This window comes from Oceanobacillus zhaokaii, from assembly GCF_003352005.1.
In the GTDB taxonomy this organism is placed as follows: Bacteria; Bacillota; Bacilli; order Bacillales; family Amphibacillaceae; genus Oceanobacillus; species Oceanobacillus zhaokaii.
In genome coordinates this window covers 2906934-2930640 of record NZ_CP024848.1, presented here as the reverse complement: position 1 = coordinate 2930640, position 23707 = coordinate 2906934, and the positions used below count along the sequence as shown (strand labels likewise).

Sequence of the window (23707 nt, the reverse complement as noted above, 5' to 3'; positions counted from 1 at the left end):
TCGGAGGAACAGACCAAACAGCGTGCCTGTGGAAAGCGAATGTCCGTAGCGGAAATCAACTTTGTACCTAGTTCGCATTCTATATAAAATAGCAATGATTCATACATTAATAGAAGCCATGTTCTATTCCAGAATAGACCATGGCTTCTTAGCAATTACTTTACTAAACCTAATTCCTTCAGTCCGTTGTAGATACCGGAATCAGTAACAGAGGTTGTCCGATGTTTGGCATACTGGAATAGATCTGGATGTGCATTTGCCATCGCAAACCCTTCGCCAACTGCACGAAGCATCTCTTTATCGTTCATCCCGTCACCAAAAGCAATTGCTTCCTCTTTTGCTACATTTATACGATGGAGCAATTTCGTTATTGCTTCGCCTTTATTTACAGTGTCGCGAATAATATCATAAGAATTCTCTACACCTTTGACATTTACCTGGGAAAGATGGAAAGCTGGATCAAATTCATAAAGAGAAGGCTGAGACGCTTCGACATTCATCACCGTCACCCCTAAAATTTGATGATTTACCGCTCGAGTATATGTTTCGTTATGTTCCATCTGGAATGCTTCAGTGAATAATTTAACGATTGGACTATCTAAATTGGAAAAGTAATTTCCCCCATTGGTATACATGACGAATTCATGATTATTTTCCTTCGCTATCTCGACGAATTTATCAATCACTGCTGCATCGATTGGTTCATCAACAATCGTTTCTTTTTGATAAAGCGCATATGCACCGTTATATCCGATGAACGAGTCAATTGTCAGCTCTGCCGCTAGCTCGCTAATTTCGTGAATTGGTCGACCGGTAGCAAGAAAGACTTCGACTCCTTGATCCTTTACCTGTCTGATTGCATCTTTGGTTGATTCCGTATATGTATGATCAGGTTTTAAAATCGTACCATCAATATCTAAGAAAAGTGCTTTATATACCATGTTAATCTCCTTTAAGCAAGAATATTTATAATATAAGTTTAGCATATTAAAGCATTTAATTCACTATGCTGCAGAGTACGAGCGAGTACATAGATAATAACATAAAAAAATACCAGGCAGCCGAGTGCCTGGTACAAACAATACCTTATAAAGCCTTATCGTCCACCGAATCAAGCCATTCCTCAATTGAATCAATGACCGATTCAACGGTGCCTTCTTCGAATGGTGAGCGAAGATTCGCAGCTTTGACTAAGCCTATGAAAGGTTTGGATCCACCAAGTTTACATAGATTTAGGTAATCCTTCCATGCGTCCTCATGGTTTTCACGATCACGTTTCCAGAATTGGAATGCACAAATTTGCGCTAATGTATAATCAATGTAATAGAATGGATTCTCATAAATATGTCCTTGACGCTGCCAAAAACCGCCAGCCTCGAGATAACTTAGACCATCATAATCGCGATGTGGAAGATAGACCTCCTCTAGTTTCTTCCATGCAGCTTTACGCTCATCTGGAGTCCATTCCGGATTTTCGTAGACAAGATGCTGGAATTCATCAACAGCAACACCATAAGGGATGAATTTTAATCCGCTGGCAAGATGGGAGAATTTGTATTTTTCAACATCTTCTTTAAAAAAGTTCTCCATCCATGGCCATGTGAAGAATTCCATACTCATCGAGTGGATTTCCGCTGATTCACTTGTTGGCCATAAATACTCAGGTACACCGATATTTCGGCTTGAATATACTTGGAATGCATGACCCGCTTCGTGAGTAAGTACATCGATATCCCCAGAAGTTCCATTGAAATTAGAGAATATAAATGGAGATTGATAATCATCGATGAATGTGCAATATCCACCGGCTTCTTTTCCTTTTTTCGCTTCAAGATCCATCAAATTACGGTCAAGCATATATTGGAAGAATTCATTCGTTTCATCGGATAATTCCGCGTACATTTTCTTCCCATTCTCAATAATCCATTCCGGTGACCCTTTTGGCTCTGCATTTCCACTCGTGTATTCAAATCCTTCATCATAAAACTTAAGGGAATCTACACCAATACGGGCAGCTTGTCTTTTATATAATTTTGTAGCTGCAGGAACAATGGATTCACGTACTTGCTTACGGAAAACACCAACCATTTCTGCATTATAATCGATTCGTTGCATTCTTAGATAACCAAGCTCAATGAAATTCTTAAAACCAAGCAACGTTGCAATTTCATGACGTGTTTTCACAAGCTGGTCATAGAGATCATCGAATTTCAATGCGTTTTTCTCAAAAAAACCAAATTTCGCTTCTACCGCTTGTTTACGTACTGAACGGTCTTTACTTTCTTCAAAAGGCTCCAGCTGTGCAAGTGTATAGATTTCACCTTGAAACTCAATTTGTGCAGAAGCCTTTAGCTTAGAATACTCGGAAGTTAATTTATTCTCCCTTTGCATCAGCTCGATAACTGCAGGAGAAAATGATTTTATTGCAAAATCAGCAATTTGGAAAAGCTGTGAACCAAATCGTTCCTCAAGAGCTTCGCGATAAGTTGACTTAACTAATTCCTTATAAAACTCCGTATCTAGTTCTTGAATTTCCGGCAATATTTCATCAAAGTAATCACGTTCCTTTTGATAAAATTCATCATTCGTATCAATGGAAGCACGGATGTAGACTAAATTGTATAGAGTAGACAGCTTATTGCGGAAAGCATTAAGCTCTTCCATTGCCTTTGTTGCAGCTTCTATGCTATTTGCAGTTGAAAAGGCTGTCAAAAATTGTTTGAATATTTCTTTTTCCGTTTGTAAATTTGGTCGTTTGTACAAATAATCTTCAAACTTCAGCATGATAATTCCCCCTCTATATAGATGATTGCAAATATAATTATAATTTACTTTTTGGATATTTACACCTTTTAGTTGAGGTTTGGTATAATATATGCAATTACTAGACTGAAAAGGAGCTTATCATGAGTGAAAAGATAGTATTATCGAAGGAACAGCGTGATGAAATGATTGCGCTGATCAGAAATTACTTCGAAAAAAACATGGATGAACCGATTGGTGAATTAAAAGCAATGATGCTATTGGATTTCATTACAACAGAACTAGCACCGAAGTTCTATAATTTAGGCGTAGAGGAAAGCCATATCTATCTAGCAGCGAAGCTTGATGATTTATTTGAAATCCAAAAATAGAGGAGGAAACGAAGGATAATGGAAATAGATGGTAGATATCGAAAAAATGTAAAACCTGGACTAGCTGTTGAGATTGTTCTCAAACAAGATCAACGAACAGGAAAAACAACTGCTGGAATTGTGAAGGATCTATTAACCAAATCAGAATTCCATCCACATGGAATTAAAGTAAGGCTTGAAGATGGGCAAGTAGGAAGAATTCATACAAAATAAGCAATTGTAAAGAAATGAAAAATGAATATTTCGCGCTTTCATTGACTTTGGAAGCGTTCAATTGTAGACTAAAAATAGTGAATAATTTACATAATGGGGTGAATAGGATGATTGGGTCAGTTTTTATTGTTGGTGGAATTTTAACATTTGCAGTAGTAGTCATTAATCTTATCCTTTTAAAAGTAACTGCAGCGGATAAATTTGTTAGTTATTTTCCAAGTCACATCTTTGTTGCAGCTGGATTAGTACTCCTTTTAGTTGCTACATTTGTGAATGAATCATTTGCAGGGGCACCTTTAGGTGGATGGGGTATTGCGTCTTTATTCGCAGCAGCAATTGGCTATGTGATTACAGCTATGATTGATGCATATATGAATGAAAATGCACAAAATGCATAATATGATGAAGGGAAAGGGCGTTTATCGCTCTTTTTTTTTGTTTCTAGGTATAAAAAAACCCGCCTGCAGACGAGTTTCATCTCAATAAAAACATTATCAATAGAAGGGTTTATTATTAGCCTTCATTCCAAAAAATAGCAACGGTTCCTTCTCCAGCATGCACAGCAAGCGATGAACTGATTTCACCGATTACCGTTCTCAGATGGGGGATTTCCTGCTTAATTCGATCGCTTAGGTCATGGGCCTTTTCGATGGCATTACCGTGCATGATACCGATTTCCTCCACCTTTTTCATTTGAACGGATTCCTTTAAGAGAGCTATAATACGGCTGACAGCTTTCTTTTCAGAGCGGATGCGCTCCTTCAGTCCAAGCTCTCCCGTAGAAGTAATTGATAAAATCGGTTTGATTTTTAATAGATTCCCGAGCAGGAACTGAGTGCCGGACATGCGCCCACCTTTATACAGTTGTTCGAGGCTGCCAAGCAGAATCAGATTCCGTCCATGTGATGCTCGCTCACGTAAACGGCTGGCAATTGTAGGGACTTCCACGCCCTTTTCGGCAAGTGCAAGTCCCTCGGTAAGAAGGTCTGTGATTCCATATGAAAGGGAGCAGGAATCAATTACTTCTACTGGGAAATTGGCCTGATTCTTTCCAGCATTGGAGCTTGAGAGTGTTCCGCTTAATTTTGATGAGACATGGATGGCAATGGCTTGGTCATAGTTTTCTTTCAACTGTTCATACAGCTCTTGAAATTTATTTGAATTGGGTTGTGATGTCTTTGGTATTTCTTTTTCACGGCGGATGATGTCATACAGTTTATCGGAAGTGAGATTCGTGTCATCATATTCCACACCTTCTGAGATAACAACCATAGGCACGATGAACACATCAGGATGCGTTCTCAATTGTTCGGACAAAAAGATGGTGCTGTCGGTCACAAACGCAATTTTCTTTGTAGTCATAAGATCCCTCGATTCTTTATCTTACTTATATCCATATTATACAGATTTTATGAATTAATACCAACGATTAATAACAGGTACTAACTTTTAAAAATCAATGCTTGAAATGAAGATGTTTATCCGCGTCTGCTAGTGGGAAAAGTTATAGAGAAGAATGGAGGAGTTATTTAAAATGTACACATATAGTGTTGCCCCAAACGTGGATTTAACAAGCTGGGTTGTAAAGCTCGAGGACGTTGCACCTGAGGAAGAGCATAATACTAAAGAAGAAGCCGTAGAAGCAGCTGAGCGCATGGCAAAGGAAAACAAACCGAGCGAAGTGCAGATTTTTGATGAAAATCATGATGTCATTGAGAAAAGACGATTTGAATAATAAAGGGTACGCAGATGGATAGGAAGGGGTATAGTAAGTTTTTAAGAAATAATAATGCTCCGCATTATCTCATGCGGAGCATTATTATTTTTAACTATTAAGTGTACTTAATCTGCAGCCAAAGGGTTATTTAAGATTATTTCAGATAAGTATTTCCGTCGCGTTGCTCAATCTTTCCTTCTTTCATCAGCTTACCAAGCGCTCGCTTGAATGCTGCTTTACTAATATTAAATGTACCACGAATATCATCGGGATCACTCTTGTCGCTAAATGGAATGATGCCATCATGTGCTTCAAGATGCGCTAATATTGCATCCGCGTCTTCTCCCATACTATCCTGCTTGAGTGGGCGTAGTGAAATATTTAATGTGCCATCAACTTTCACTTCGATTACTCGCCCATGAACAAGCTCACCAAGTCTTGGTTCTATTTTTCTTTCAGAATGATGAATGAAACCTCGGTAATTCTCTTCTGTTAATATTGCAGAACCTTCTCTGCTCGTATGATAGACAGTCCCGCTAATCTGCTGATTCAATAATTCATCTGGTGCAAGCTCAACTTCTCTTGCAATTACGCCTTCTGTTGCAGGGAGTGCGAGTAGTCGACCCTTCTGATCCTTTCCTAAAGTAACAAATAGTTTGTCGCCAATGTTTGGCCAAACATCTTCAAATAATGGTAGGTCATCAACAGACACAAGCATTTCCTTAGCAATACCGATGTTGACGAACGCACCTAATTTCGGAATAACCTCAACAACTTCAGCCCAGTCGTATGCATCCATTTGCACAGCTGGAATTGTTGTTGTTGCTGCGATATTTCCTTTTTTATCATTATAGAGAAAAACGTCGACTTCTTGATTTTCTTCCAGTTCATGGTCTGTTTCATTATGATGGAGGAGTGCTTCTTCCCCTTCTTTTGTTAATACATATCCTGTTTCAATTTTGCGTAGCACATTCATTGTTTGGACGGTGCCAATTCGTAGTGTATTCATTTTTATTAGCCCTTCTTTCGATCTATGTATTGGAAAAGGGATACCCTTTTATAAGAGTACCCCTTTAATTATAAAGTAACACTAAAGTTTTATATATTTTTTTTAATCCCGAATAGCTTCGAGTGGGAAATTTCAGCATTGTAATTTCACTTTAACCGCGGTACATGTTCCACTGGGTGTTTCCTAACTTAAGCAACGCAAGCCCAACCTGCTCTTACGTCCTTGCGACCCTTTAGTCGCGCCAGTGTGAATAAGCATCTTCAAAAACATTGTAGAATGCCAGATCACTTCATGTTACTTAGATTAATTATCATCTCATAGATACGATCGTTTGTCAATCTTTACTTAAAAAATATTATTGTATATCCTTTCTTGCATAGATCCATGATGAAAGTAGATAAGAAAGAAATAGGCAACCCATAGAAAAAAGAATGATAATTAAGGCTGGCTGGAATTGGATAAAATTAAGGATAAAGATAATAAATTGTTCCAATTGTGCGTGAAAGAGATTGAGTACTATTCCAATAACGCTTGCTGTAAGAGCAATAACTCCAATTATTACACCGATAGCAATTGTAAATGATTGAATAGCGTAATAGATTGGATATGAAATGGCACTAATAATGCTAGTAATCGCAAATAAGCCTAATAAGATAATCCAAGTTAAAGGCTGGAAGGATAAATAGGGTAAATGCTGCTGTGCGATACTATCAATTATGGAAAGATAGATTAACAATATAATGGAAATACAGAATAGAAGCAAATACCTGCCCAACACGACATGCTTTGGTTTGATAGGCAAGCTTTTTATAAAGCGGTTAACATGATTTTTCCCATCATAATAAAATGCATTAAAAATAAAACCAAACGCCATAGCGATATAGAGAAAGCTACTAGATATGTTCAATACATAAGCTGCAGGAATTAAAATAATGACTAAAATAATGGACATTAAATTCAACTGAAATTCTTTTTTCATCATTTGTAACATCTTAATACTCCTTTCTTGTCATGAAATACATAATGTCTTCCAGTGTAGCTTTCTCCGCGACAATTTCATCACCAAATCCATCGAATAGGGAGAGTTCACCTTCAAAGAGTGCTTCAAATCCCATTTTGGTTTGTTTAATACCGATAAATAATTCCTTTGTATCTGCATCAATTAAATCAGATTTACCTTTGATGATATAAAAGCTGCGCTGTATCTCTTCCATACTTTTTTGCAGCATGATCTTTCCTTTGTAAATAAAAATAATATAATCCGCAATTCGATCTAAATCAGCTGTAATATGGGAGGATAGGAAAATCGTTTGCTTTTCCTTTACCATTAATTCCTGGATATGCTCCAAGAGTTCTCTTCGGAAAATTGGATCGAGTCCGGATGTAGGTTCATCCATGATAATAAATTCAGGTTCATGTGATAGTGCAAAAAGTAGGGAGCATTTCATTTTCATTCCCTTAGAAAACTTTTTGATTTTCTTGAATTCCGGGAGTTCAAATATAGTTAAATATTTTTGAAATAAAGTTTCATTCCATGTTTCATACAGCGGGGCAATGAAGGATTTCATTTTTCCAATATTAAATTCCTCATACATATAGAGATCATCATAAACAAAGCCTATTTTTTGCTTCAATTGCTGTTCATTGTGACTCGTGCCAAAAAGCCTGATATCACCTGCATCATAGGAAAGGAGATTCATCATCATTTGTATTGTTGTTGTTTTTCCGCTGCCATTTGGACCGATGAATCCTGTAATGTAGCCTTGCGGAATGGTAAAATTCAATTTTTCAATAGAGAAGTCCTTTCGTTTCTTTGTGACATTGTGAAATTCTACTGTATTCATACTGTCAATCCCCCTCATAATAAATCGCCACTAGTTCAAGTAATTCATCTTTTGTCATGCCGATTTTTTTTCCTTCTGCTACTATTTTTTCCAATTCATTTTCCAGCTCGCGAATTTGCCATTCCTTTAAGAGTTGTGGCTGCTGCCCTGCAACAAATGTACCTCGGCCAACAGCTGAGATTAAGTATCCTTCTGCTTCTAAATCTTCATAGGCACGTTTGGTTGTGATAACACTAACTTTTATTTCCTTTGCAAGTAATCGCATCGACGGTAGCGCATCGCCTTCCTTTAATTCACCAGAAAAAATCTGCTGCTTAATTTGTTCTTTTATTTGCTGGAAGAGTGGCTCCTTGCTACTTGTCGAGATAAGAATATTCATTCGATCATCTCTTTTCTTTTGAAAAATGTATATATACATTATATACAATATGTACAATAATGCAATTAAAAAATGTGAAAAAATACAAATTGATATTGTAGGTATGGTAAACTATTAAATAGTTATAAGAAGATGTTCAAAAAGTCTGGTAAAACGGAGACAAAGAAATTTGATCTTTTTGGGCATGCACTAGTAAATGGAGATGTTGAAACAATGAGTTTATTTCTTAATGTAATTTTGCCTATCATGGCAATCTTTGCAGCGGGCTTTGCATTGCAGCGAATACGCCTTTTAGATGTAAAATCTGTGTCTGCAGTAACACTATACATACTATCGCCTTGTCTGGTTTTCACGTCTCTCTATGATGCTGAATTTGATAGTGGGTATATAATTATTATCGTTTATATGTTTGCTTTGTTCTTTATTATGGTATTTATTAATAAGATTTTAGCGAAGTTATTTAAATGGCCAGCAAATATTGAAAGTGCTTCAATTCTTGCTACTGGTTTTATGAATGCGGGGAATTATGGGCTTCCCGTTGTTTTATTCAGTGTTGGACCTGCAGCACTGCCATACGCCGTATTTATTATGGTTGTACAGGGAATCCAGAATAATTTTTTCGGTGTCTACTATGCTTCGCGAAGCTCAAAAGGGATGAAGTATGCATTATTTAATGTTTTGAAAATGCCAACCACATATGCGACGATTCTAGCCTTTTTATTCCAAGGTTTTTCTGTTAAAGTACCAGAATCATTTCACTCGGTGCTTTCCATGGTGGGAGATGCAGCTATTCCAGTCATGATGATAATGCTTGGGATGCAGCTTGGTTCGTTAACTGGCATCAAGTTGAATTGGCAAGTGATAACGTCAGCAGTGTCATTAAAGATGGTTGCGGCACCACTTATCGCCTCGGGGTTTGTCCTATTATTTAATGTTGATCCTTTAATTGGTCTCGTATTAATTATCGTTTCCGCAATGCCAACTGCAGCAACAACAACAATGTATGCAATTGAATTTGATACAGAGCCAGAATTAGTATCAAGCATTACATTTATTGCGACCGCTTTAAGTATTGTGACCGTAACAATATTGTTAAATATTATAGCTTAATACTGTTTTCTCTTAGGAATTTATATACAACGGGGGAGAGCTAATGACAGCAGAAGTAATTAACAATCAACAACCAGTTGAACAGTCTAAATCAACCGCTACACAGCAATTCCTTTTTCCGTTTTTATTGAAAGACAATAAGGTTGAAGCCTTTGTAAAGAAACTGCAGCAAACAGATTTTACCTTTTTTTCAGTTTCGAGTGAGGAACAGCAGGATCAATTTTATGGAACAATGGAGATTTCCCACAGAAAATTAGGAACCTATTTTATGCCAAACATTGAACCGATTCTCTTTCCTGATGGGATCCATAATATTGAGGGGTTAAGAAGATTTTCGAAAAAAATGGATGCATCATGTCGCTTTGTATCGACCCATCTAACAACAACATTTGGGATTGACTCAATCGATATTTTTATTTGTCCATTTCATATTGGATTGATGAATATTAGGATTCATTTTCCAGAGGACCTAAAAACCAATGACATTCTTCATTTTGGCGACTTATTTAGAATGCTGATAGAGAATGAGGAAGAAATGTTCAATGCGAAGGTTGGATTTAATGAAAATACTCTTTACCTAGTTAAGGATTTTATTTTTCAGGAATTGCTTGTCGATTTTACAGCTTATATCGATAATCGCACTGCCGATAGTACAACCTATTTCGGTAGTCTGCCATTTTTTATCGATGAGAGAATGTATGTGATTAGCTTTCTTCCACTTGTAAATGAAAGAGAAATAATGGCGAAGGAATTATACCGAATCGGTGAGCTTAACGGGTATGATGAAAATGGTGATGCTTATGTGGGGGCATCAAACCCTGACTATATTCAGCGTTACTATAACGAAAAAGTGTATGACAGATGGGGTGACACGACCTATTATGTGACGAGCGATACGCATTTTTCCTGTGTTACAAAAGAGAAGGGTGAGCTTAGTCAGCAATTATCGCAGCAAATGTATGGCGAGCATTTTTACGGACTACTGCTATTCTTCTATTATAAGCTCGTTTTATTAAAGCTGAGTCATGATTATTCTAGAGTAGAAGTAGAAAAGGATATAAAGAAAGTTGAGCTCCTGATGATAATGATAACGACATTCACCTCTAAATATTATTTGCCCGAAATTAATAGCACATCTGCAGGTAAGGAAATTTTTAGAGATGTTAAGAGGATTTTTCGAATTGAGAAACTCTATGAGGATGTGAAGCATTCCTTAGCAATTCTTGATCAAAATCAAGATAATTGGGATGGGAAAAGACTAAACTATTTGATCCAAATTCTCACGATCTATACTGTAATTTCGGGAATCTTTGGGATGAACCTAGTTATAGAGGAATTGAGTACATTGACATTTTCTGGTTTGAAAGCATATTCGATCTATGAATGGCTCGTTTTATTTGTTATCTTTTCTGGTATTTTGATTTCATTTGCAATGGGATTCTTTTTCATCAAGCGCTGGTTTAACGAAAAGAGAAGCAGGAAGCGGAAGATGTTTTAGTAGTTAAGAAAGTATATGATATTTCTTACTGTATAAGTGCGGTCTTTGGCTGTCACCGAAAGGCTTGGGTTAAACCTAAGTTTTCTAAGGCAGATAAGAAAGTATAAGCTTTCTTATGCTGCATAAGTGCAACTAAAGCATCCGCCTAAAGGCGCAGGAGTTTGCGAATTTTTCTAAAAATACATTTTAATCTTTTGGAGAGGTGAGATTATGGAATTAAATCTAAAAGGAAAATCAGTTACTGTAACCGCAGCAAGCAAGGGATTAGGTAAAGCGATCGCAATGGAGTTTGCCCGTGAAGGTGCTTATGTGCTAATTAGTAGTCGCAATATGGAATCACTAGAAGCAACAAAGCAGGAAATTATCAAAGAAACGGGAAATAATGCCGTTGATTATGCCGTTTGTGATATGAAAAGGTCGGAGGACATAAATGCATTAGTTGACAAGGCAATTGCTTGGAATGGAACCGTGGATGTATTAATTAATAATGCTGGAGGGCCGCCAGCTGGTCCATTCATGGAAATGACTGATAACGATTGGTATCATGCATTTGAATTAAATCTTCTTAGTTTTGTAAGAATGATTCGCTCTGTAGTTCCAACAATGCAAAAACAAAAGAGCGGTCATATTGTAAACCTTGCTTCCTCCTCAATTAAAACGAGTTTGGACCAGCTTGTGCTATCTAATACATTACGACCAGGTATTGTAGGCTTGGCAAAGACATTGGCACAGGAATTAAGCGCAGATAACATTTTAATCAATACAGTTGGGCCTGGAACGATTGAAACGGATCGGATATTAGATTTAAATAAATCAAAGGCGAAACAGCAAAATGTCACAATCGATCAAATAAGAGAAGAAGAAATCGAAAAAATTCCGATGAAGCGATACGGCAGGCCAGATGAATTTGCCAAGGCTGTTGTGTTTTTAGCATCTGGAGCAAACACATATATTACCGGCCAATCATTAATTGTTGATGGTGGATTGGTGAAAGCATTATAGGATGAAGCTGTGATTGCTTCATCCTATTTTTTCTTTAAAGGGCAAGAAAGTATAAGATACACCTTTTTTTCACTTTTGATTTTAAAATATAATATTGACGATTCCAAGTCCAATGAGCAGTGCTGGAGGAAGCAGGGTTAATCGCTGAAATTTCTGATGCTGGGCTAATAATATGCCTAGGCGCATACCAGAAAATAAAAATAAACCACTCATACTCGCAATAAGAAATGCGGTAAGTACCGGTGAATATCCAAGCATTGATGCACCAATTCCAGCACCGAAAGCATCGAGTGATAGTGCGAATCCGAGTAATACAGCTTCACTAACAGAGATGACTCCAGACTGGTCCAGATCTGCTTTATCTGGAGTTGAGAGAACCTTCTTAATATCACCAAGGGTGCTGGAATTAAGGTCTGTTTCAATTACCTGTTGTTTTTTTAATTTTGAACGAATGATATTAACAAGTGAAAATATTCCGAGTGTAATTAAGATGACACCACCAAGAACGCTAGCTGTGTCTGCTGAAATGAGAGTTTCAAGTACTTTCCCAGTTGTCATCGCAATCAACAAGACAATGCCCGAGCACACCATGATAATAAATAAAGCACGTAAAGGAACCTTGATTTTTTGCATGCCATACGTAACGCCAACTCCAAAACCATCTAAACTTACCGCAATTACTAACAACAATAATCCAGTAAAATATAGCATTGTATCATATCCTTCATGTAAATTCTAAATTAGTGTATGGGAACAGGGTTGGAGATGTGAGCGGAAGTTGAAATTCTGTCTTGAAGGGAACTTTTAACTTGTTGATACTGTAGTACCTACCTAAAATACTCTTCGATTTTGAAACTTTATAACATTACAAATTCAATATAGAGACGAAAGGTGCTTTCGCAACGCAAAAATAAGCAAGCAACTAACTGGTTAGTAAATTTGGTTATTTTACAACGATAGTCATTTTATTTTCTTCCTATTATAAATGTCTATTAATTTCCGTTTGTTACTAATCAAAACATTATCAAACAATTTAATAAACATTCGCATTAATATAGAATCAACAGTCAAAGAACTTCATTAGTATCAACCTTGGACATGAGCCAATTCTCTAAGTTACTAGACTGATTACGTTACTGGAAACTCTTGAACAGCATAAAGTATATAGTAATAAAAGAGTTAGAAGGGAGGGTAGCATATGAATATCCGGAAGGCTATTATTCCAGCAGCTGGATTAGGGACTCGTTTCTTGCCTGCATCAAAAGCACAGCCAAAGGAAATGCTGCCGATTGTTGATAAACCAACGATCCAATATATTGTGGAAGAAGCAGTAGATTCAGGTATAGAAGAAATTGTCATCGTAATCGGCAGAGGAAAAAATTCAATAGAAGATCACTTTGATAAAACTTATGAATTGGAAGATACATTGTTTAAAAAAAATAAGTTGGAATTATTAGAAGAAGTCCAAAAGATATCAAATTTAGTGAATATCTATTATGTACGTCAAAAGGAGACAAAAGGGCTGGGAGATGCTATTCTGTGTGCAAGAAGTTTTATTGGAAATGAACCTTTTGCCGTTTTATTAGGTGATGACATTGTAATGTCAGAAAAACCTTGCCTTAAACAGATTATTGATGTTTTCAACTATCACAATAACTCTGTAGTAGCTGTGCAGACTGTCCCAGATAAAGATGTTAATAAATATGGAATTATTAAACCTAAAGGGTCGAATATTGAACCAAATCTTTTACATGTTGATTCTCTGATAGAAAAGCCAAGTAAAGAAGACGCTCCTTCTAGATATGCAATTATAGGGCGTTATGTTTTAACTCCTGAGATATTTGATATTCTTTCAACGATTCCAATTGGAAAGGGAAATGAATTACAGCTTACGGATGCTATAAATGAGCTTAAAAAGGAACAGTCGGTATTAGCGTATAAATTTGAGGGGAATCGGTACGATATAGGAGATAAAATAGGGTTTATTAAAGCAACAATAGACATTGCCTTACAAAGGAACGATATAAAGGAAGAGATATTTGAGTATTTAAGGGGAATAGTAAGATAGAAGATTTGAATAAATAAGGAAAGATTTGCTTTGATATAATAAAGTTTAACATGATGTTAAAGGTCCCGGAATGAAGAAACACAAATTAAGAAAAGATAAATCTTCCATAATAGCAGATTAAAACTGAAAGGCAGCATAATGCTGCCTTTCAGTTTTAATAATGTTTAGGTAAATACGCTTCATCATAACTTCAATGTATGATTTTGGAAACGGTATACTGCAGTTTAGTTTTCAGTTACACCATTCGAATCCTTGTACAATCTTGGGCTCGATGAGGTGGATGAATGTTTGAAGACGATGTTTAATTGGAAGAGAAATTCCTCAACCATCATCGTCTTAGCTATTCAGATGCAGTTGTAAAATGTCGGGTTAACTGGATATAAATTTACTTTACTCTCGTAGTCAGTATAATTCTGCTTATAAAGTTTCGATAATCACCTACTATTTCTTATTTTCTTTTTCCAATCTTCATACAGTTGAGGTTCAATTTCCTTTACTTGATCCAGAAACGTATCCAATAAATCTAACTTATCTAACGTTCTAAATATTTTATAGGGGACAGAATTACGGTTATCTATAAAATGTTTACTCCCATGATCTATTTTCTTTACTACTCCTTCCTCTGTTACAAGTACATGTTTATTTTCTACATTCGTTTTATTATATTGCTTCATTGCTTTCACTAGAACTATGATTTGTTTCGTCAAGGAATTAGATAAAGTCCCTTTTTCTTTTAAATACTGATCTATGGGAACACCTTTCACAAATTCCATTACAATATAATTAGTACCAGTTTCAAATGTTTTTGGCATAAAAGGTAAGCCTTCCAACTCCTTCATTATTCTTATCTCTTTTTTTGCTTGTTTAGGATTAGCAAAAATTTTTACGCATTTTTGGGGCGTGAGTTGAAAAACGGCTCCTTGTTTACCTTGACCAATAACCTTATAAGAAGTTGGATTACTAATTTTAAGACTTTTACTACCTTTCGTTCTAGTGACAGATATAGATTTAAAATTTTCCAATTATTTTTCCTCCTTTTAAGACTTTTTATATTTTTGGTGCTTTTGTCATTTTGTTTTATTCAAACAAATAGGATTCCTTCATTTCCACTTTAATCCGAATTGACCCAGAAAATGTTCATCGTTATGAAAATCAGAGCCTCCCGTCATTAGTAAATGATATTCATTTGCTATCAGCTTGTAGCGGGCATTATCATCTGCATTCTGCATTCGATGCCACACCTCGATTCCGTCGAAAGGAAATTGCATGAGTTCACGTACAAGGTTATCGTCATTAATCAACACAGGGTGTGCTAATACGGTTTTGCCGCCTGCCCGGTGTATAAGGTCAATTCCTTCTTTTGGAGAAAGAATGAGCTTATCCAAAGCACATGGCTTCCCATCCGCCAAATAGTCATCAAATACAGTTTGATAGTCTGCTACATATCCTTTTTGCACAATAGCCATGGCAATATGGGGTCTGGCAATCACATTTCCCTTGCTGAACTGCTTCACATCCTCTAACGTAATGGACATTCCCAATTCCGTGAATTTTTTAATGATAAGAAGCGCCCTTTCTACTCGTCCATCACGTAATTGTGACAAAATATCAGTTAATTCATTGTTGATGCTCACATTGTAACCGAGAATATCAACGCTCTGTCCTTTATACTTTGTGCTTAACTCTATCCCTGCAATGACGTTAACACCATATTTAATTCCTGATTGCTGTGCTTCGTCGATTCCTCCGAGGGTATCGTGATCCGTAATGGCAATCGTTTTTAACCCAGCGTCATGAGCTTTTTTCACGAGATCTCTGGGTGAATAAATTCCGTCGGATGCCGTTGTATGCATGTGAAGATCAAAATATCCTGTTTCTATTACTTTAACTAAATCATTTTCAGTCATCCGATCACATTCCCTTCGTTAAAAATCCAGCTCCAGCGCCTATCCCCCTGAGGTCTTAAGTTGTGAACACGCTGTGGAAAAAATTAATTGAAAGCCTTGAGGGTGATCAAGGCGCCCAGAGCTAAACATCAATTTTAATTGTCAGTTTTTGTTTTCATTCCAGAAATCAATATTTTTGCAACTTCCGGACGGGTGAATTCAGGTGGAGGTATTTCTCCCTTTCTAAGCATTGCGCGTACTTTCGTACCTGAAAGAATAAGGTGGTCATCATCATTATGCGGGCATGTTTTATAAGAAGTCATACTGTTACATTTTTTACAATAGAAGCTATGCTCAAAAAATAAGGGCATAATTCCTAATTCTTCTTTAGTAAAGTTCGAAAAAATTTTTTGGGCATCATAAGTTCCGTAATAATCTCCGACTCCTGCATGATCTCTTCCTACAATAAAATGTGTACAACCGTAGTTTTTTCGAACAATCGCATGAAATACCGCTTCCCTTGGTCCTGCGTATCTCATTGCAGCAGGAAAGATTATAAGGCGAACTCGATCTTTTGGATAGTAATGCTTAAGGAGAATTTCATAACTTTCCATTCGAATCCTCGCAGGTATATCATCCGATTTTGTTTCTCCCACGAGTGGATTTAATAAGAGCCCATCGACCGTTTCGAGAGCACATTTTTGAATATATTCATGTGCTCTATGAACTGGATTTCGCGTTTGAAACCCAACAACCGTTTCCCAGCCTAAATCAGAAAACATTTTTCTTGTTTCAATCGGATCTTTTAAATATTGAGTGAAAGGAGCATGGGTTGGTCTATTTACTAGATAGATAGGACCCGCAAGGTATACATCTCCTTTTTCAAATAACTTTTTAACCCCAGGATGATCTTTGTCAGTTGTACCGTAAACACTTTGAGCCTCTAGGTCTTTATCATAATGGAATTTTTCTTCTAATTTTAGAAATCCAACTACCTTTCTGTCTTTTCCTATTAAGGAAACTTCTTCACCTAAGCGTAATTCATTTGCTTTTTCTGCTGTAACTGCGAGAGTGATTGGAATAGACCATACAATCCCATTCGAAAGTCTCATGTTTTGAAGAACGCTTATATAATCTTGCTCATTCATGAAACCTTCGAGCGGGCTGAATGCACCATTAGCAATTAATTCTAAATCAGATAAGCCCCATGGTGAAAGTTCAATTTCAGGCATCTTGTCTGTTCTTTCCAACAATGTTAGAAAATGGTCATCTAGTACTTCTTTTTGTATTAATTTACCTCCGTGAGGAAGAATCATAATCAAACTCTCCTTTTCTACCTGTTCCAGTATGTTAATCCTCTGTTTCCAACAAACCATTTGCTTTTAGATAGGTAAGGACCTGTTGAACCATTTCTTCTATAGACTGCTTATCTGATTCTACGATGATTTCAGGATTTAATGGCTCCTCATAGGGGGATGATATTCCTGTAAACGAAGTGATTTCTCCTGCCCTTGCCTTCTTGTATAAGCCTTTCGGGTCACGTCTTTCACATTCTTCAAGACTACATTTCACATAAATTTCAACAAATTCTCCTTCTGACAACTTTTCCCTTGCCTGTTGGCGATCTTGACTAAAAGGGGAAATAGCAGCAACTAGAACAACAATTCCAGCATCGACAAATAATTTGCTGATTTCTGCTATTCTTCTAATGTTTTCTTTACGATCTTCGTCACTGAATCTAAGGTCGGAATTGATTCCGAAACGGAGATTATCACCGTCAAGGATATAGGTTTTAACTCCAAGATTATGCAGCTCTCTTTCTACATGCACAGCTAATGTAGATTTACCTGTTCCTGAAAGTCCTGTCAGCCATAACACTTTGCTTTTATGGTTATTTTTATGCTGCCTATCTTTACTAGTTATTAAACTAGAATGGTATTGTATATCTTTACTCATATAAAACCTCCTATTAGAAGAATATAGATTAAAGGTGTTTCAAATCCCTAAACGCTAATATTGGAATCAGATTATAATTGATTTCTTATTTTTTTCTTATACACACCTTTTTTAAGACTGAAATAGTCCTAGCGTATATTTTCCGCGAATATCTTACTCTTACTTGCCCCCTTAATAAAAAAGTCAGCTATAATCATGCAACTATTGAGACTAATATATTCATACGTTTTTTTCTATTATTTGTGTAAACAAAAAGTGTAGAATCGAAAAAATAGCTATTTACCTACAATAGAGTGGATTACATGTTAGTGATGTTATTGGACAAACAACCGCAAGCTACCACCTTCTAACCAAACTTTGGTTAGTTGATAATCCCCTTAAGCTACTTAATAAAGAGAATGCAAAAGACTGTGATGGTTCTAGATGCTCGGATTCACCATGCAAAATTAAACCAGCTTTTTTTGTTTATATGAAAGTATAGAAAAAAATTCTTGTAGGAATAGGCACGTCCAGCACCATTGCCTACAACGTCCAAGTCAAAAGTTACGACCTCCATGTAGCAAAAAACGCCACTATGATTTCTTACTTAATTAAGCTATACCTAAGGGTGATCAAGGCACTTGCGCTTTTGTTCAAAGTTTCTAATGTAGCAAAATGTATAGTAAAAGCAGAATTCGGTTTCCTTTCGTTAATTCGTATTTGAAATCAAGGTACTAATGATTCCATAGAGCAGATTATATTAAACTATTTCCTTAATATATTCGTCCAATCAATTTTAGACTAAAAGAGTATAGATACATATATAAGTTTTCTGACTAGAAGTATTGCAGCTAAAAATTGATAAGGAGTTTGATTTTATGGATAAAGATTCACCTAAGTTATTAATTACATGTGTTGGAGAGGATATTCCTAAATTTCACTTTAGGATATTAGCTCTTTTTAAAACCATTAATCAGTTTGGTGGAAAGCTAGCAAAAGAAAAATTAGTAGCTAATTTTGTTAAATCTGTAGATAAGGATGTGAAATTGGAACTTGAGCGTATTGGCGTTGATGTGCGGATTGTTCAGCCTTTTGATTCCAGATCACCTCATTGCAATAAAATAAGGCTGCTTGAAATTGAGGATGAGTGTGATGTTTTAGTTGCTCTTGATTGCGATACAGTCGTAGTTCGTGACTTTTATAAGGAAATAGACCAAAATTTCTTTCAAGCAAAACCGGTAAATAATGATCCGCTTACAATTGATCAATGGAAGTATATGTTTTCCTATTTTGAATTGGAATTACCTGATCAACGTGTAACTACCACAGGAATCAAACAAAATAAGACAGTTCCTTATTTTAATAGTGGGGTACTGTCGATACCAAAAACATATATAAAAAGATTACATGCATCATGGGAGAAATACGCATTATTATTAATGGATAATTATCATAAAATGGGTGAGCTTGCTGAGCGTAAGTATTTTGCCGATCAACATTCCTTATCTTTAGCACTTGTAGCAGAAAACATTCCAGTTAAATTGTTTCCGATTGAAATGAACTATTCAACACCTATTAAGGTAAAACAAAAGCTATCACCTCAAGAGGTAAATCCATATATCCTGCATTATCATAAATTCACTAACGAAAATGGATTAATCCAGAAAACGAGATTTAATTATGCGGGTCCGGATACTTCTATTGAAAAAGTAAATCAGTTTCTTAATTCCAAGAGCGGCTTATTACAGAATACAAGATTTAAAAATGTAAATTTAGGTGCTGAACCAAAAGTAAAAAAGAAGAAAAAGGGTAGAAAGGAGGGGGAAAAGTGAGCCAATTAAAAAAGGATTTAATTGTAACGGGAATTCCCCGAGGAGGAACGACACTAACTGCTGCTTTAATAGATAATTTATCTAACTGTGTCTGTTTAAGTGAACCAGGCTGGCAAACGAAGTGGTTTTTAAATGGAAAAAATGCCAATAATCTCACGAAACAAGTAACGGATGACTTTAAAGAAATCCGAAAAAAAATCTTGAACAATGAACCAATTAAGGATAAGCGCAATGTTGATGGAACTGCATCAACAAATTATTTTAATTCACCTAAAAATGGGGTAAGGCAAAAGGATAAAACGTTCAAAAAACGTAGTGTTGTCTTGCCGGTAAAAGATAAGCACTTCACATTGGGCATAAAACATAATGCACATTATACTAGCATTCTTCCTGAGCTTATCGAATCTGAAAAATTTTCTATTATCGCTATTGTAAGAGATCCTGTTCCAACTATTTTGTCTTGGTTATCTCTAGACATTCCGATTAGCCGGGGGCGATTGCCTGCTGCTGAAGGGGTATGGTCAGAGCTTAGAGATATTACAGAGTCTAAAGAAGAGTTATTGATTAAACAAGTAAAAATTTATGATTTATTTTGTCAACGCTATTTAGAGTACCAGGATCATATTCATCTTATTAAATACGAAGATATTGTCAAAGACCCATCCATTATAAATAAACTTACAGGTATGGAGTACGAAAGAAAACTTGATTTAGAGAATCAAAATAAAAATAAATATTATGATTTCAAGATGGAAGAAAAGATACGTGAGGCAATTACGAAACACGCTCCCCATGCCTTAAAGTTATACCCTTTCAAGAAAAAAAAGGAGAAGGAGTAGGTAAAAGAATGGGTAAAAAAAATAAAATAGGTCAAAAAAATAAAACAGGTCAAAAAAATAATACAAGTAAATCAAATAAAATAAATGAGTTTTTACTTTTTATGCATATACCAAAAACAGCAGGTCAATCACTAAGAGGTGTCATCAAGAAGCAATACAATCTGGAAGAAACGTACAGATGTCCGTTTATGGAAGAAGAGGTAGTTAAACTTTCAGATGAATTTAGAAATAGTTTGAAATTTATATATGGCCATTTCCTATTTGGAACACACGAATATTTTCCAAAGCCCTTCACCTACATTACGATGCTCCGAGACCCTGTTGAACGATTCATTTCAGCTTACTATCATATTCTCCTTGTACCAACGAATCGTTGGCATGAAAAGGTCAAAGGTATGAGTCTTGAAGAGTTTATTGACAGTGATGACTTTAATCTACAAGCAGAACCTAACGTACAAACCCGTTTTTTCTGTGGCAAAGAACCTCTCAGTTTAGAAACCGCCAAAAAAAATATGGCTGAACATTTTTCGGTGGTTGGCATAACTGAATTATTCGCAGAATCTCTCTTTCTCATGAAAGAGAGATTTGGTTGGGAGGAAATTCAGTACCGAACAAAAAATGCAGGAAAAAACCGCCCGAAAAAAGAGAAAGTACCCCAAAATGTACGTGATAAAATTGCTGCAAAAAACCACTTAGATATTGAATTATATAAATACGCAAGAAAACAATTTGAAGAGAAAATTCAAGCATTAGACGCTAAAACCCTACAAGAAATGGATGCATTTAAAAAAAGTTTAAGCAAAATGTAGTATGTTATAAAAGAGTTTCTTGCAAAAATTTACAATGCTTAATTCTTTAAAATGGTAATCCAGAGGCAGACACAGGCTTATGGATAAATCTCCTTGGATTCATCTTCTACAAACAGCCAAGGTTTTCTTGGCAGATAGGAAAGTATAAACTTTCCTATCTGCATAAGGGCAACTAAGGTTGTCATCGAAAGGCTTGATGACAATCAAGTTTTCTAAAAAAACGCTTGGCTGTTTGTCATCCCCTTTACTATGAATCTATGGAACATATGAATTTGTCATAGGGATTCAATCCAAATTACTTTATAAGCGAGATAAAAGTAATGTTGTTACATTCTAATTATACAGGAGCTAGATAAAACTTCTTTTAGCAGATAAGAAAGTACAGAACTTTCTTATGCTGCATAAGTGCAACTAAGGCTTCACAGGAAGGCTTGGTGACAACCAAGTTTTCTAATAAAAGAAATGTGAGGTGATTAAACAAATGAGTATTGACATGATTTTGATAGGATTTTTAGTTGGAAGTTTAGTAGGAATGACGGGAGTGGGAGGTGCTTCTTTACTTACTCCAATTTTAGTACTCTTGGGTATTAATCCTGTAATCGCGATTGGTACGGATTTTGCCTATAATTCAATTACTAAATTATTTGGTGCAATTCAGCACATCAGACAAAAAACGGTTAATTTTCAACTTGTGAAATATTTAGCAATAGGCAGTCTGCCAGCAGCCATTCTAGCAAATTTCCTTTTTTATTACTTTTTTTCCAGTTATTATAATGAAGCATTAATCATACTTCTGCTTGGGTTAGTTCTAGTTATTGTATCCATCATTACACTAGTTCAAATTTTCATTATTCGCACTCCAGTTAATCGCTGGAAATTAAAGCCGTTGAGTGAAAAGCGCCATATCACGATAATTGCAGGTGTAATTATCGGAGCCATTGTAGGTGTAACTTCAATTGGAGCTGGAAGTCTATTTGCTTTGTTTATCTTATATTTTTATAATCTTAAATCTTCGGAATTGGTTGGTACAGACATTACACATGCTTTTTTACTTGTTTCTATAGTAGGCATTCTTATGGCTGGTTTAGGGCACATAGATTATATATTAGTAGGTAATCTTCTTTGTGGGTCAATTCCAGGAGCACTGATAGGCAGTAAATTAACAGATAAAATCCCATCAAATGTCATGCGGATCGTAATTTTGGTGATTATATTAATTAGTGGAATTAGCCTTATTTTTTAAAAGTTGCAAATAAATTTACCTCAGAGTTTACTTTTCCTTTTAGAGTGCTTAAATTTGAAGTTTGTTCTGTTGGCGTAATAATCCAGCACCTTCCCTATTAACATAACATTTTTATTCGTTTCAAACGGCCCATTCTGTAACCCTCTCCTCCGTTTTATAAACCTATTTGAGATTCTTGAGAGGGTTCTGCACATTCTAACCTTTCTCTTTCGTAATTTTCCAATGTATTATTTTTTAATTTTGGACCAATTCATTCTAATCATGCATACGTTTATTATGAGGTGATTTAGATGGATGGTATCTATACTGATCTGTTTTTTTATGGAAATTTCCTCTTGGCTGCTATTCTTTACTACTATCTTTATCGGATTAGAAAGCTAATAGGTTTCCAGTTAGGAATGAATATCGCAATGGTTATCGGTGGTATGATTGCTGTTGCATCAGGGATTTTATTGATTTCACAATATCCATTTCATTACACAGAGATCACCATTGTTTCTACGTTAATTGGCATGATAGTAGGTGGCGCATTTGGTGCAATGTTTGATTATCAGACATTCTTGACGGGTTTTACTAATGGCTTAATGATAGGAATTATGGCACCAATGATTGGCGCAGTTATTGATAATAACAGTACATTTATTTTGTTCATCGAATTCCTTTTTGGTGCATCTGTGGTTCTGGTAATTATCTCCAGGAAAAGCTCATAGTGGAGGTGAAGAGATGACAGTTTTTTTATTCCTTTCCTTACTGCTAAATGTTCTTATTGGCTGTAGAAGCTATTTGAAATTGAGGCGTTCAAGAAAATTATTTAGTGACCGCTATGCAATGGTTATTTCGATGAGCTCTTCGATGGTTTTATCACTCGTTTTAAGTTTGTTATGTTCGTTTATTCTTCCGTTATCTTTTTCAACTCTAACGATATTATCTACGATCGTTGGTGGAACGATTGGTATTATATTTGGAGTGATGGTGAAACTTCATTCTGTGCTTTCAGGATTTTTCGGTGGAACGATGGGTGGAATTACCGGTTCAATGGTTGGTGCGGTTGTTTTAGATCCGACATTGTGTGGATTGCCTTCAATAAATTCTAGTATTTTATTTACAAATACAATCACATTTAGCATTTTTGGAACCATCATCAGCCTTATCTCATTCTGGATTATTATTTATTCAATAAAAGTGTGAG

General features: G+C 35.9%; 26 protein-coding genes. 14 read left to right on the top strand and 12 right to left on the bottom strand.

The features are described from left to right. Positions 1 to 155 precede the first annotated feature (155 nt). Together CUC15_RS14835 and CUC15_RS14830 are read right to left on the bottom strand one after the other, a co-directional pair. Positions 156 to 941 carry an HAD family hydrolase gene (locus CUC15_RS14835; RefSeq protein ID WP_114917408.1) on the bottom strand — a complete coding sequence of 262 codons (786 nt, stop codon included), beginning with the start codon at positions 939 to 941 and terminating at the stop codon, positions 156 to 158. Positions 942 to 1086: 145 nt separating this feature from the next. After that, positions 1087 to 2784, bottom strand: a complete 1698-nt coding sequence (locus CUC15_RS14830) for a M3 family oligoendopeptidase (RefSeq protein WP_114917407.1) — start codon at positions 2782 to 2784, stop codon at positions 1087 to 1089. Positions 2785 to 2906: 122 nt separating this feature from the next. Here CUC15_RS14830 and CUC15_RS14825 point away from each other — a divergent pair, with 122 nt between their 5' ends. From CUC15_RS14825 to CUC15_RS14815, 3 genes are all read left to right on the top strand, one after another. Next, positions 2907 to 3134, top strand: a complete 228-nt coding sequence (locus tag CUC15_RS14825; protein ID WP_114917406.1) for a DUF2164 domain-containing protein — start codon at positions 2907 to 2909, stop codon at positions 3132 to 3134. An 18-nt stretch (positions 3135 to 3152) separates the two neighbouring features. After that, the gene (locus CUC15_RS14820) at positions 3153 to 3347 is read left to right on the top strand and encodes a YwbE family protein (protein ID WP_114917405.1); all 195 of its coding nucleotides are present in this window, start codon (positions 3153 to 3155) and stop codon (positions 3345 to 3347) included. Between the two features lie 107 nt (positions 3348 to 3454). Further along, positions 3455 to 3745 (top strand): hypothetical protein, encoded by a 291-nt coding sequence (locus CUC15_RS14815; RefSeq protein WP_114917404.1) that lies wholly within the window; start codon positions 3455 to 3457, stop codon positions 3743 to 3745. A 115-nt stretch (positions 3746 to 3860) separates the two neighbouring features. On the opposite strand, the gene CUC15_RS14810 is transcribed toward CUC15_RS14815, so the two are convergent. Further along, positions 3861 to 4709 (bottom strand): DegV family protein, encoded by an 849-nt coding sequence (locus tag CUC15_RS14810; protein WP_114917403.1) that lies wholly within the window; start codon positions 4707 to 4709, stop codon positions 3861 to 3863. Between the two features lie 172 nt (positions 4710 to 4881). Between CUC15_RS14810 and CUC15_RS14805 the strand changes: the two genes are divergently transcribed. After that, positions 4882 to 5082 carry a DUF2188 domain-containing protein gene (locus CUC15_RS14805; protein ID WP_114917402.1) on the top strand — a complete coding sequence of 67 codons (201 nt, stop codon included), beginning with the start codon at positions 4882 to 4884 and terminating at the stop codon, positions 5080 to 5082. Between the two features lie 136 nt (positions 5083 to 5218). Here CUC15_RS14805 and CUC15_RS14800 read toward each other — a convergent pair whose 3' ends face one another. The 4 genes from CUC15_RS14800 to CUC15_RS14785 form a co-directional block, all read right to left on the bottom strand. Continuing rightward, positions 5219 to 6073: a CvfB family protein gene (locus CUC15_RS14800; RefSeq protein WP_114917401.1), complete on the bottom strand. Its 855-nt coding sequence runs from the start codon at positions 6071 to 6073 to the stop codon at positions 5219 to 5221. A 355-nt stretch (positions 6074 to 6428) separates the two neighbouring features. Further along, positions 6429 to 7064: an ABC-2 transporter permease gene (locus tag CUC15_RS14795; protein WP_114917400.1), complete on the bottom strand. Its 636-nt coding sequence runs from the start codon at positions 7062 to 7064 to the stop codon at positions 6429 to 6431. Between the two features lies 1 nt (position 7065). After that, complete coding sequence (locus tag CUC15_RS14790) at positions 7066 to 7917, bottom strand: ABC transporter ATP-binding protein (protein WP_114917399.1); 852 nt, start codon at positions 7915 to 7917, stop codon at positions 7066 to 7068. A 4-nt stretch (positions 7918 to 7921) separates the two neighbouring features. After that, positions 7922 to 8296: a GntR family transcriptional regulator gene (locus CUC15_RS14785; protein WP_114917398.1), complete on the bottom strand. Its 375-nt coding sequence runs from the start codon at positions 8294 to 8296 to the stop codon at positions 7922 to 7924. A 132-nt stretch (positions 8297 to 8428) separates the two neighbouring features. Here CUC15_RS14785 and CUC15_RS14780 point away from each other — a divergent pair, with 132 nt between their 5' ends. The 3 genes from CUC15_RS14780 (at position 8429) to CUC15_RS14770 (ending at position 11906) form a co-directional block, all read left to right on the top strand. Next, on the top strand, positions 8429 to 9406 hold the full coding sequence (locus CUC15_RS14780; RefSeq protein ID WP_242985873.1) for an AEC family transporter: 978 nt from the start codon (positions 8429 to 8431) through the stop codon (positions 9404 to 9406). Positions 9407 to 9449: 43 nt separating this feature from the next. After that, positions 9450 to 10904 (top strand): magnesium transporter CorA family protein, encoded by a 1455-nt coding sequence (locus tag CUC15_RS14775; RefSeq protein ID WP_114917397.1) that lies wholly within the window; start codon positions 9450 to 9452, stop codon positions 10902 to 10904. Between the two features lie 210 nt (positions 10905 to 11114). Further along, the gene (locus tag CUC15_RS14770; RefSeq protein ID WP_114917396.1) at positions 11115 to 11906 is read left to right on the top strand and encodes an SDR family oxidoreductase; all 792 of its coding nucleotides are present in this window, start codon (positions 11115 to 11117) and stop codon (positions 11904 to 11906) included. Between the two features lie 81 nt (positions 11907 to 11987). Here CUC15_RS14770 and ytaF read toward each other — a convergent pair whose 3' ends face one another. Continuing rightward, positions 11988 to 12617, bottom strand: coding sequence for a sporulation membrane protein YtaF (gene ytaF / locus CUC15_RS14765; protein ID WP_114917395.1), 630 nt, complete (start codon positions 12615 to 12617; stop codon positions 11988 to 11990). Positions 12618 to 13104: 487 nt separating this feature from the next. On the opposite strand from ytaF, the gene galU reads away from it, so the two are divergent. Continuing rightward, complete coding sequence (gene galU / locus CUC15_RS14760; RefSeq protein ID WP_114917394.1) at positions 13105 to 13974, top strand: UTP--glucose-1-phosphate uridylyltransferase GalU; 870 nt, start codon at positions 13105 to 13107, stop codon at positions 13972 to 13974. Positions 13975 to 14408: 434 nt separating this feature from the next. Here the strand turns inward: galU and CUC15_RS14755 are convergent, their stop codons facing one another. From CUC15_RS14755 to cysC, 4 genes are all read right to left on the bottom strand, one after another. Further along, positions 14409 to 14996, bottom strand: a complete 588-nt coding sequence (locus tag CUC15_RS14755) for a protein kinase family protein (RefSeq protein WP_114917393.1) — start codon at positions 14994 to 14996, stop codon at positions 14409 to 14411. A gap of 78 nt (positions 14997 to 15074) precedes the next feature. Next, positions 15075 to 15881, bottom strand: a complete 807-nt coding sequence (locus CUC15_RS14750) for a PHP domain-containing protein (protein WP_114917392.1) — start codon at positions 15879 to 15881, stop codon at positions 15075 to 15077. Positions 15882 to 16015: 134 nt separating this feature from the next. Beyond that, positions 16016 to 17176 (bottom strand): sulfate adenylyltransferase, encoded by a 1161-nt coding sequence (sat, locus tag CUC15_RS14745; protein WP_114917391.1) that lies wholly within the window; start codon positions 17174 to 17176, stop codon positions 16016 to 16018. Between the two features lie 34 nt (positions 17177 to 17210). Further along, complete coding sequence (gene cysC, locus CUC15_RS14740) at positions 17211 to 17816, bottom strand: adenylyl-sulfate kinase (protein WP_114917390.1); 606 nt, start codon at positions 17814 to 17816, stop codon at positions 17211 to 17213. Positions 17817 to 18673: 857 nt separating this feature from the next. Between cysC and CUC15_RS14735 the strand changes: the two genes are divergently transcribed. The 6 genes from CUC15_RS14735 to CUC15_RS14710 all read left to right on the top strand — a co-directional run bounded on the left by CUC15_RS14735 (position 18674) and on the right by CUC15_RS14710 (position 23706). Next, positions 18674 to 19627, top strand: a complete 954-nt coding sequence (locus CUC15_RS14735) for a hypothetical protein (RefSeq protein ID WP_114917389.1) — start codon at positions 18674 to 18676, stop codon at positions 19625 to 19627. After that, on the top strand, positions 19624 to 20466 hold the full coding sequence (locus CUC15_RS14730; protein WP_114917388.1) for a sulfotransferase domain-containing protein: 843 nt from the start codon (positions 19624 to 19626) through the stop codon (positions 20464 to 20466). Before CUC15_RS14735 ends, CUC15_RS14730 begins: the two co-directional genes overlap by 4 nt. 8 nt (positions 20467 to 20474) lie before the next feature. Continuing rightward, positions 20475 to 21275: a sulfotransferase family 2 domain-containing protein gene (locus tag CUC15_RS14725; RefSeq protein ID WP_114917387.1), complete on the top strand. Its 801-nt coding sequence runs from the start codon at positions 20475 to 20477 to the stop codon at positions 21273 to 21275. Positions 21276 to 21756: 481 nt separating this feature from the next. After that, positions 21757 to 22518, top strand: a complete 762-nt coding sequence (locus tag CUC15_RS14720; RefSeq protein ID WP_114917386.1) for a sulfite exporter TauE/SafE family protein — start codon at positions 21757 to 21759, stop codon at positions 22516 to 22518. A 290-nt stretch (positions 22519 to 22808) separates the two neighbouring features. Further along, complete coding sequence (locus tag CUC15_RS14715; protein ID WP_114917385.1) at positions 22809 to 23228, top strand: hypothetical protein; 420 nt, start codon at positions 22809 to 22811, stop codon at positions 23226 to 23228. 13 nt (positions 23229 to 23241) lie between these two features. Continuing rightward, the gene (locus CUC15_RS14710) at positions 23242 to 23706 is read left to right on the top strand and encodes a hypothetical protein (RefSeq protein WP_114917384.1); all 465 of its coding nucleotides are present in this window, start codon (positions 23242 to 23244) and stop codon (positions 23704 to 23706) included. The last annotated feature ends 1 nt before the right edge of the window (position 23707 follow it).

Bases quoted from the DNA above. Each gene is read 5' to 3' on its own strand.
- CUC15_RS14835 (WP_114917408.1), bottom strand. From the start codon at position 941: ATGGTATATAAAGCACTTTTCTTAGATATTGATGGTACGATTTTAAAA.
- CUC15_RS14805 (WP_114917402.1), top strand. From the start codon at position 4,882: ATGTACACATATAGTGTTGCCCCAAACGTGGATTTAACAAGCTGGGTT.
- cysC (WP_114917390.1), bottom strand. From the start codon at position 17,816: ATGAGTAAAGATATACAATACCATTCTAGTTTAATAACTAGTAAAGAT.
- CUC15_RS14775 (WP_114917397.1), top strand. From the start codon at position 9,450: ATGACAGCAGAAGTAATTAACAATCAACAACCAGTTGAACAGTCTAAA.
- CUC15_RS14710 (WP_114917384.1), top strand. From the start codon at position 23,242: ATGACAGTTTTTTTATTCCTTTCCTTACTGCTAAATGTTCTTATTGGC.
- CUC15_RS14830 (WP_114917407.1), bottom strand. From the start codon at position 2,784: ATGCTGAAGTTTGAAGATTATTTGTACAAACGACCAAATTTACAAACG.
- CUC15_RS14795 (WP_114917400.1), bottom strand. From the start codon at position 7,064: ATGTTACAAATGATGAAAAAAGAATTTCAGTTGAATTTAATGTCCATT.
- CUC15_RS14820 (WP_114917405.1), top strand. From the start codon at position 3,153: ATGGAAATAGATGGTAGATATCGAAAAAATGTAAAACCTGGACTAGCT.
- CUC15_RS14725 (WP_114917387.1), top strand. From the start codon at position 20,475: ATGGGTAAAAAAAATAAAATAGGTCAAAAAAATAAAACAGGTCAAAAA.
- CUC15_RS14715 (WP_114917385.1), top strand. From the start codon at position 22,809: ATGGATGGTATCTATACTGATCTGTTTTTTTATGGAAATTTCCTCTTG.
- CUC15_RS14750 (WP_114917392.1), bottom strand. From the start codon at position 15,881: ATGACTGAAAATGATTTAGTTAAAGTAATAGAAACAGGATATTTTGAT.
- CUC15_RS14815 (WP_114917404.1), top strand. From the start codon at position 3,455: ATGATTGGGTCAGTTTTTATTGTTGGTGGAATTTTAACATTTGCAGTA.
- galU (WP_114917394.1), top strand. From the start codon at position 13,105: ATGAATATCCGGAAGGCTATTATTCCAGCAGCTGGATTAGGGACTCGT.
- CUC15_RS14825 (WP_114917406.1), top strand. From the start codon at position 2,907: ATGAGTGAAAAGATAGTATTATCGAAGGAACAGCGTGATGAAATGATT.
- CUC15_RS14720 (WP_114917386.1), top strand. From the start codon at position 21,757: ATGAGTATTGACATGATTTTGATAGGATTTTTAGTTGGAAGTTTAGTA.
- CUC15_RS14810 (WP_114917403.1), bottom strand. From the start codon at position 4,709: ATGACTACAAAGAAAATTGCGTTTGTGACCGACAGCACCATCTTTTTG.
- CUC15_RS14785 (WP_114917398.1), bottom strand. From the start codon at position 8,296: ATGAATATTCTTATCTCGACAAGTAGCAAGGAGCCACTCTTCCAGCAA.
- CUC15_RS14780 (WP_242985873.1), top strand. From the start codon at position 8,429: ATGTTCAAAAAGTCTGGTAAAACGGAGACAAAGAAATTTGATCTTTTT.
- CUC15_RS14735 (WP_114917389.1), top strand. From the start codon at position 18,674: ATGGATAAAGATTCACCTAAGTTATTAATTACATGTGTTGGAGAGGAT.
- CUC15_RS14770 (WP_114917396.1), top strand. From the start codon at position 11,115: ATGGAATTAAATCTAAAAGGAAAATCAGTTACTGTAACCGCAGCAAGC.
- ytaF (WP_114917395.1), bottom strand. From the start codon at position 12,617: ATGCTATATTTTACTGGATTATTGTTGTTAGTAATTGCGGTAAGTTTA.
- sat (WP_114917391.1), bottom strand. From the start codon at position 17,176: ATGATTCTTCCTCACGGAGGTAAATTAATACAAAAAGAAGTACTAGAT.
- CUC15_RS14790 (WP_114917399.1), bottom strand. From the start codon at position 7,917: ATGAATACAGTAGAATTTCACAATGTCACAAAGAAACGAAAGGACTTC.
- CUC15_RS14800 (WP_114917401.1), bottom strand. From the start codon at position 6,073: ATGAATACACTACGAATTGGCACCGTCCAAACAATGAATGTGCTACGC.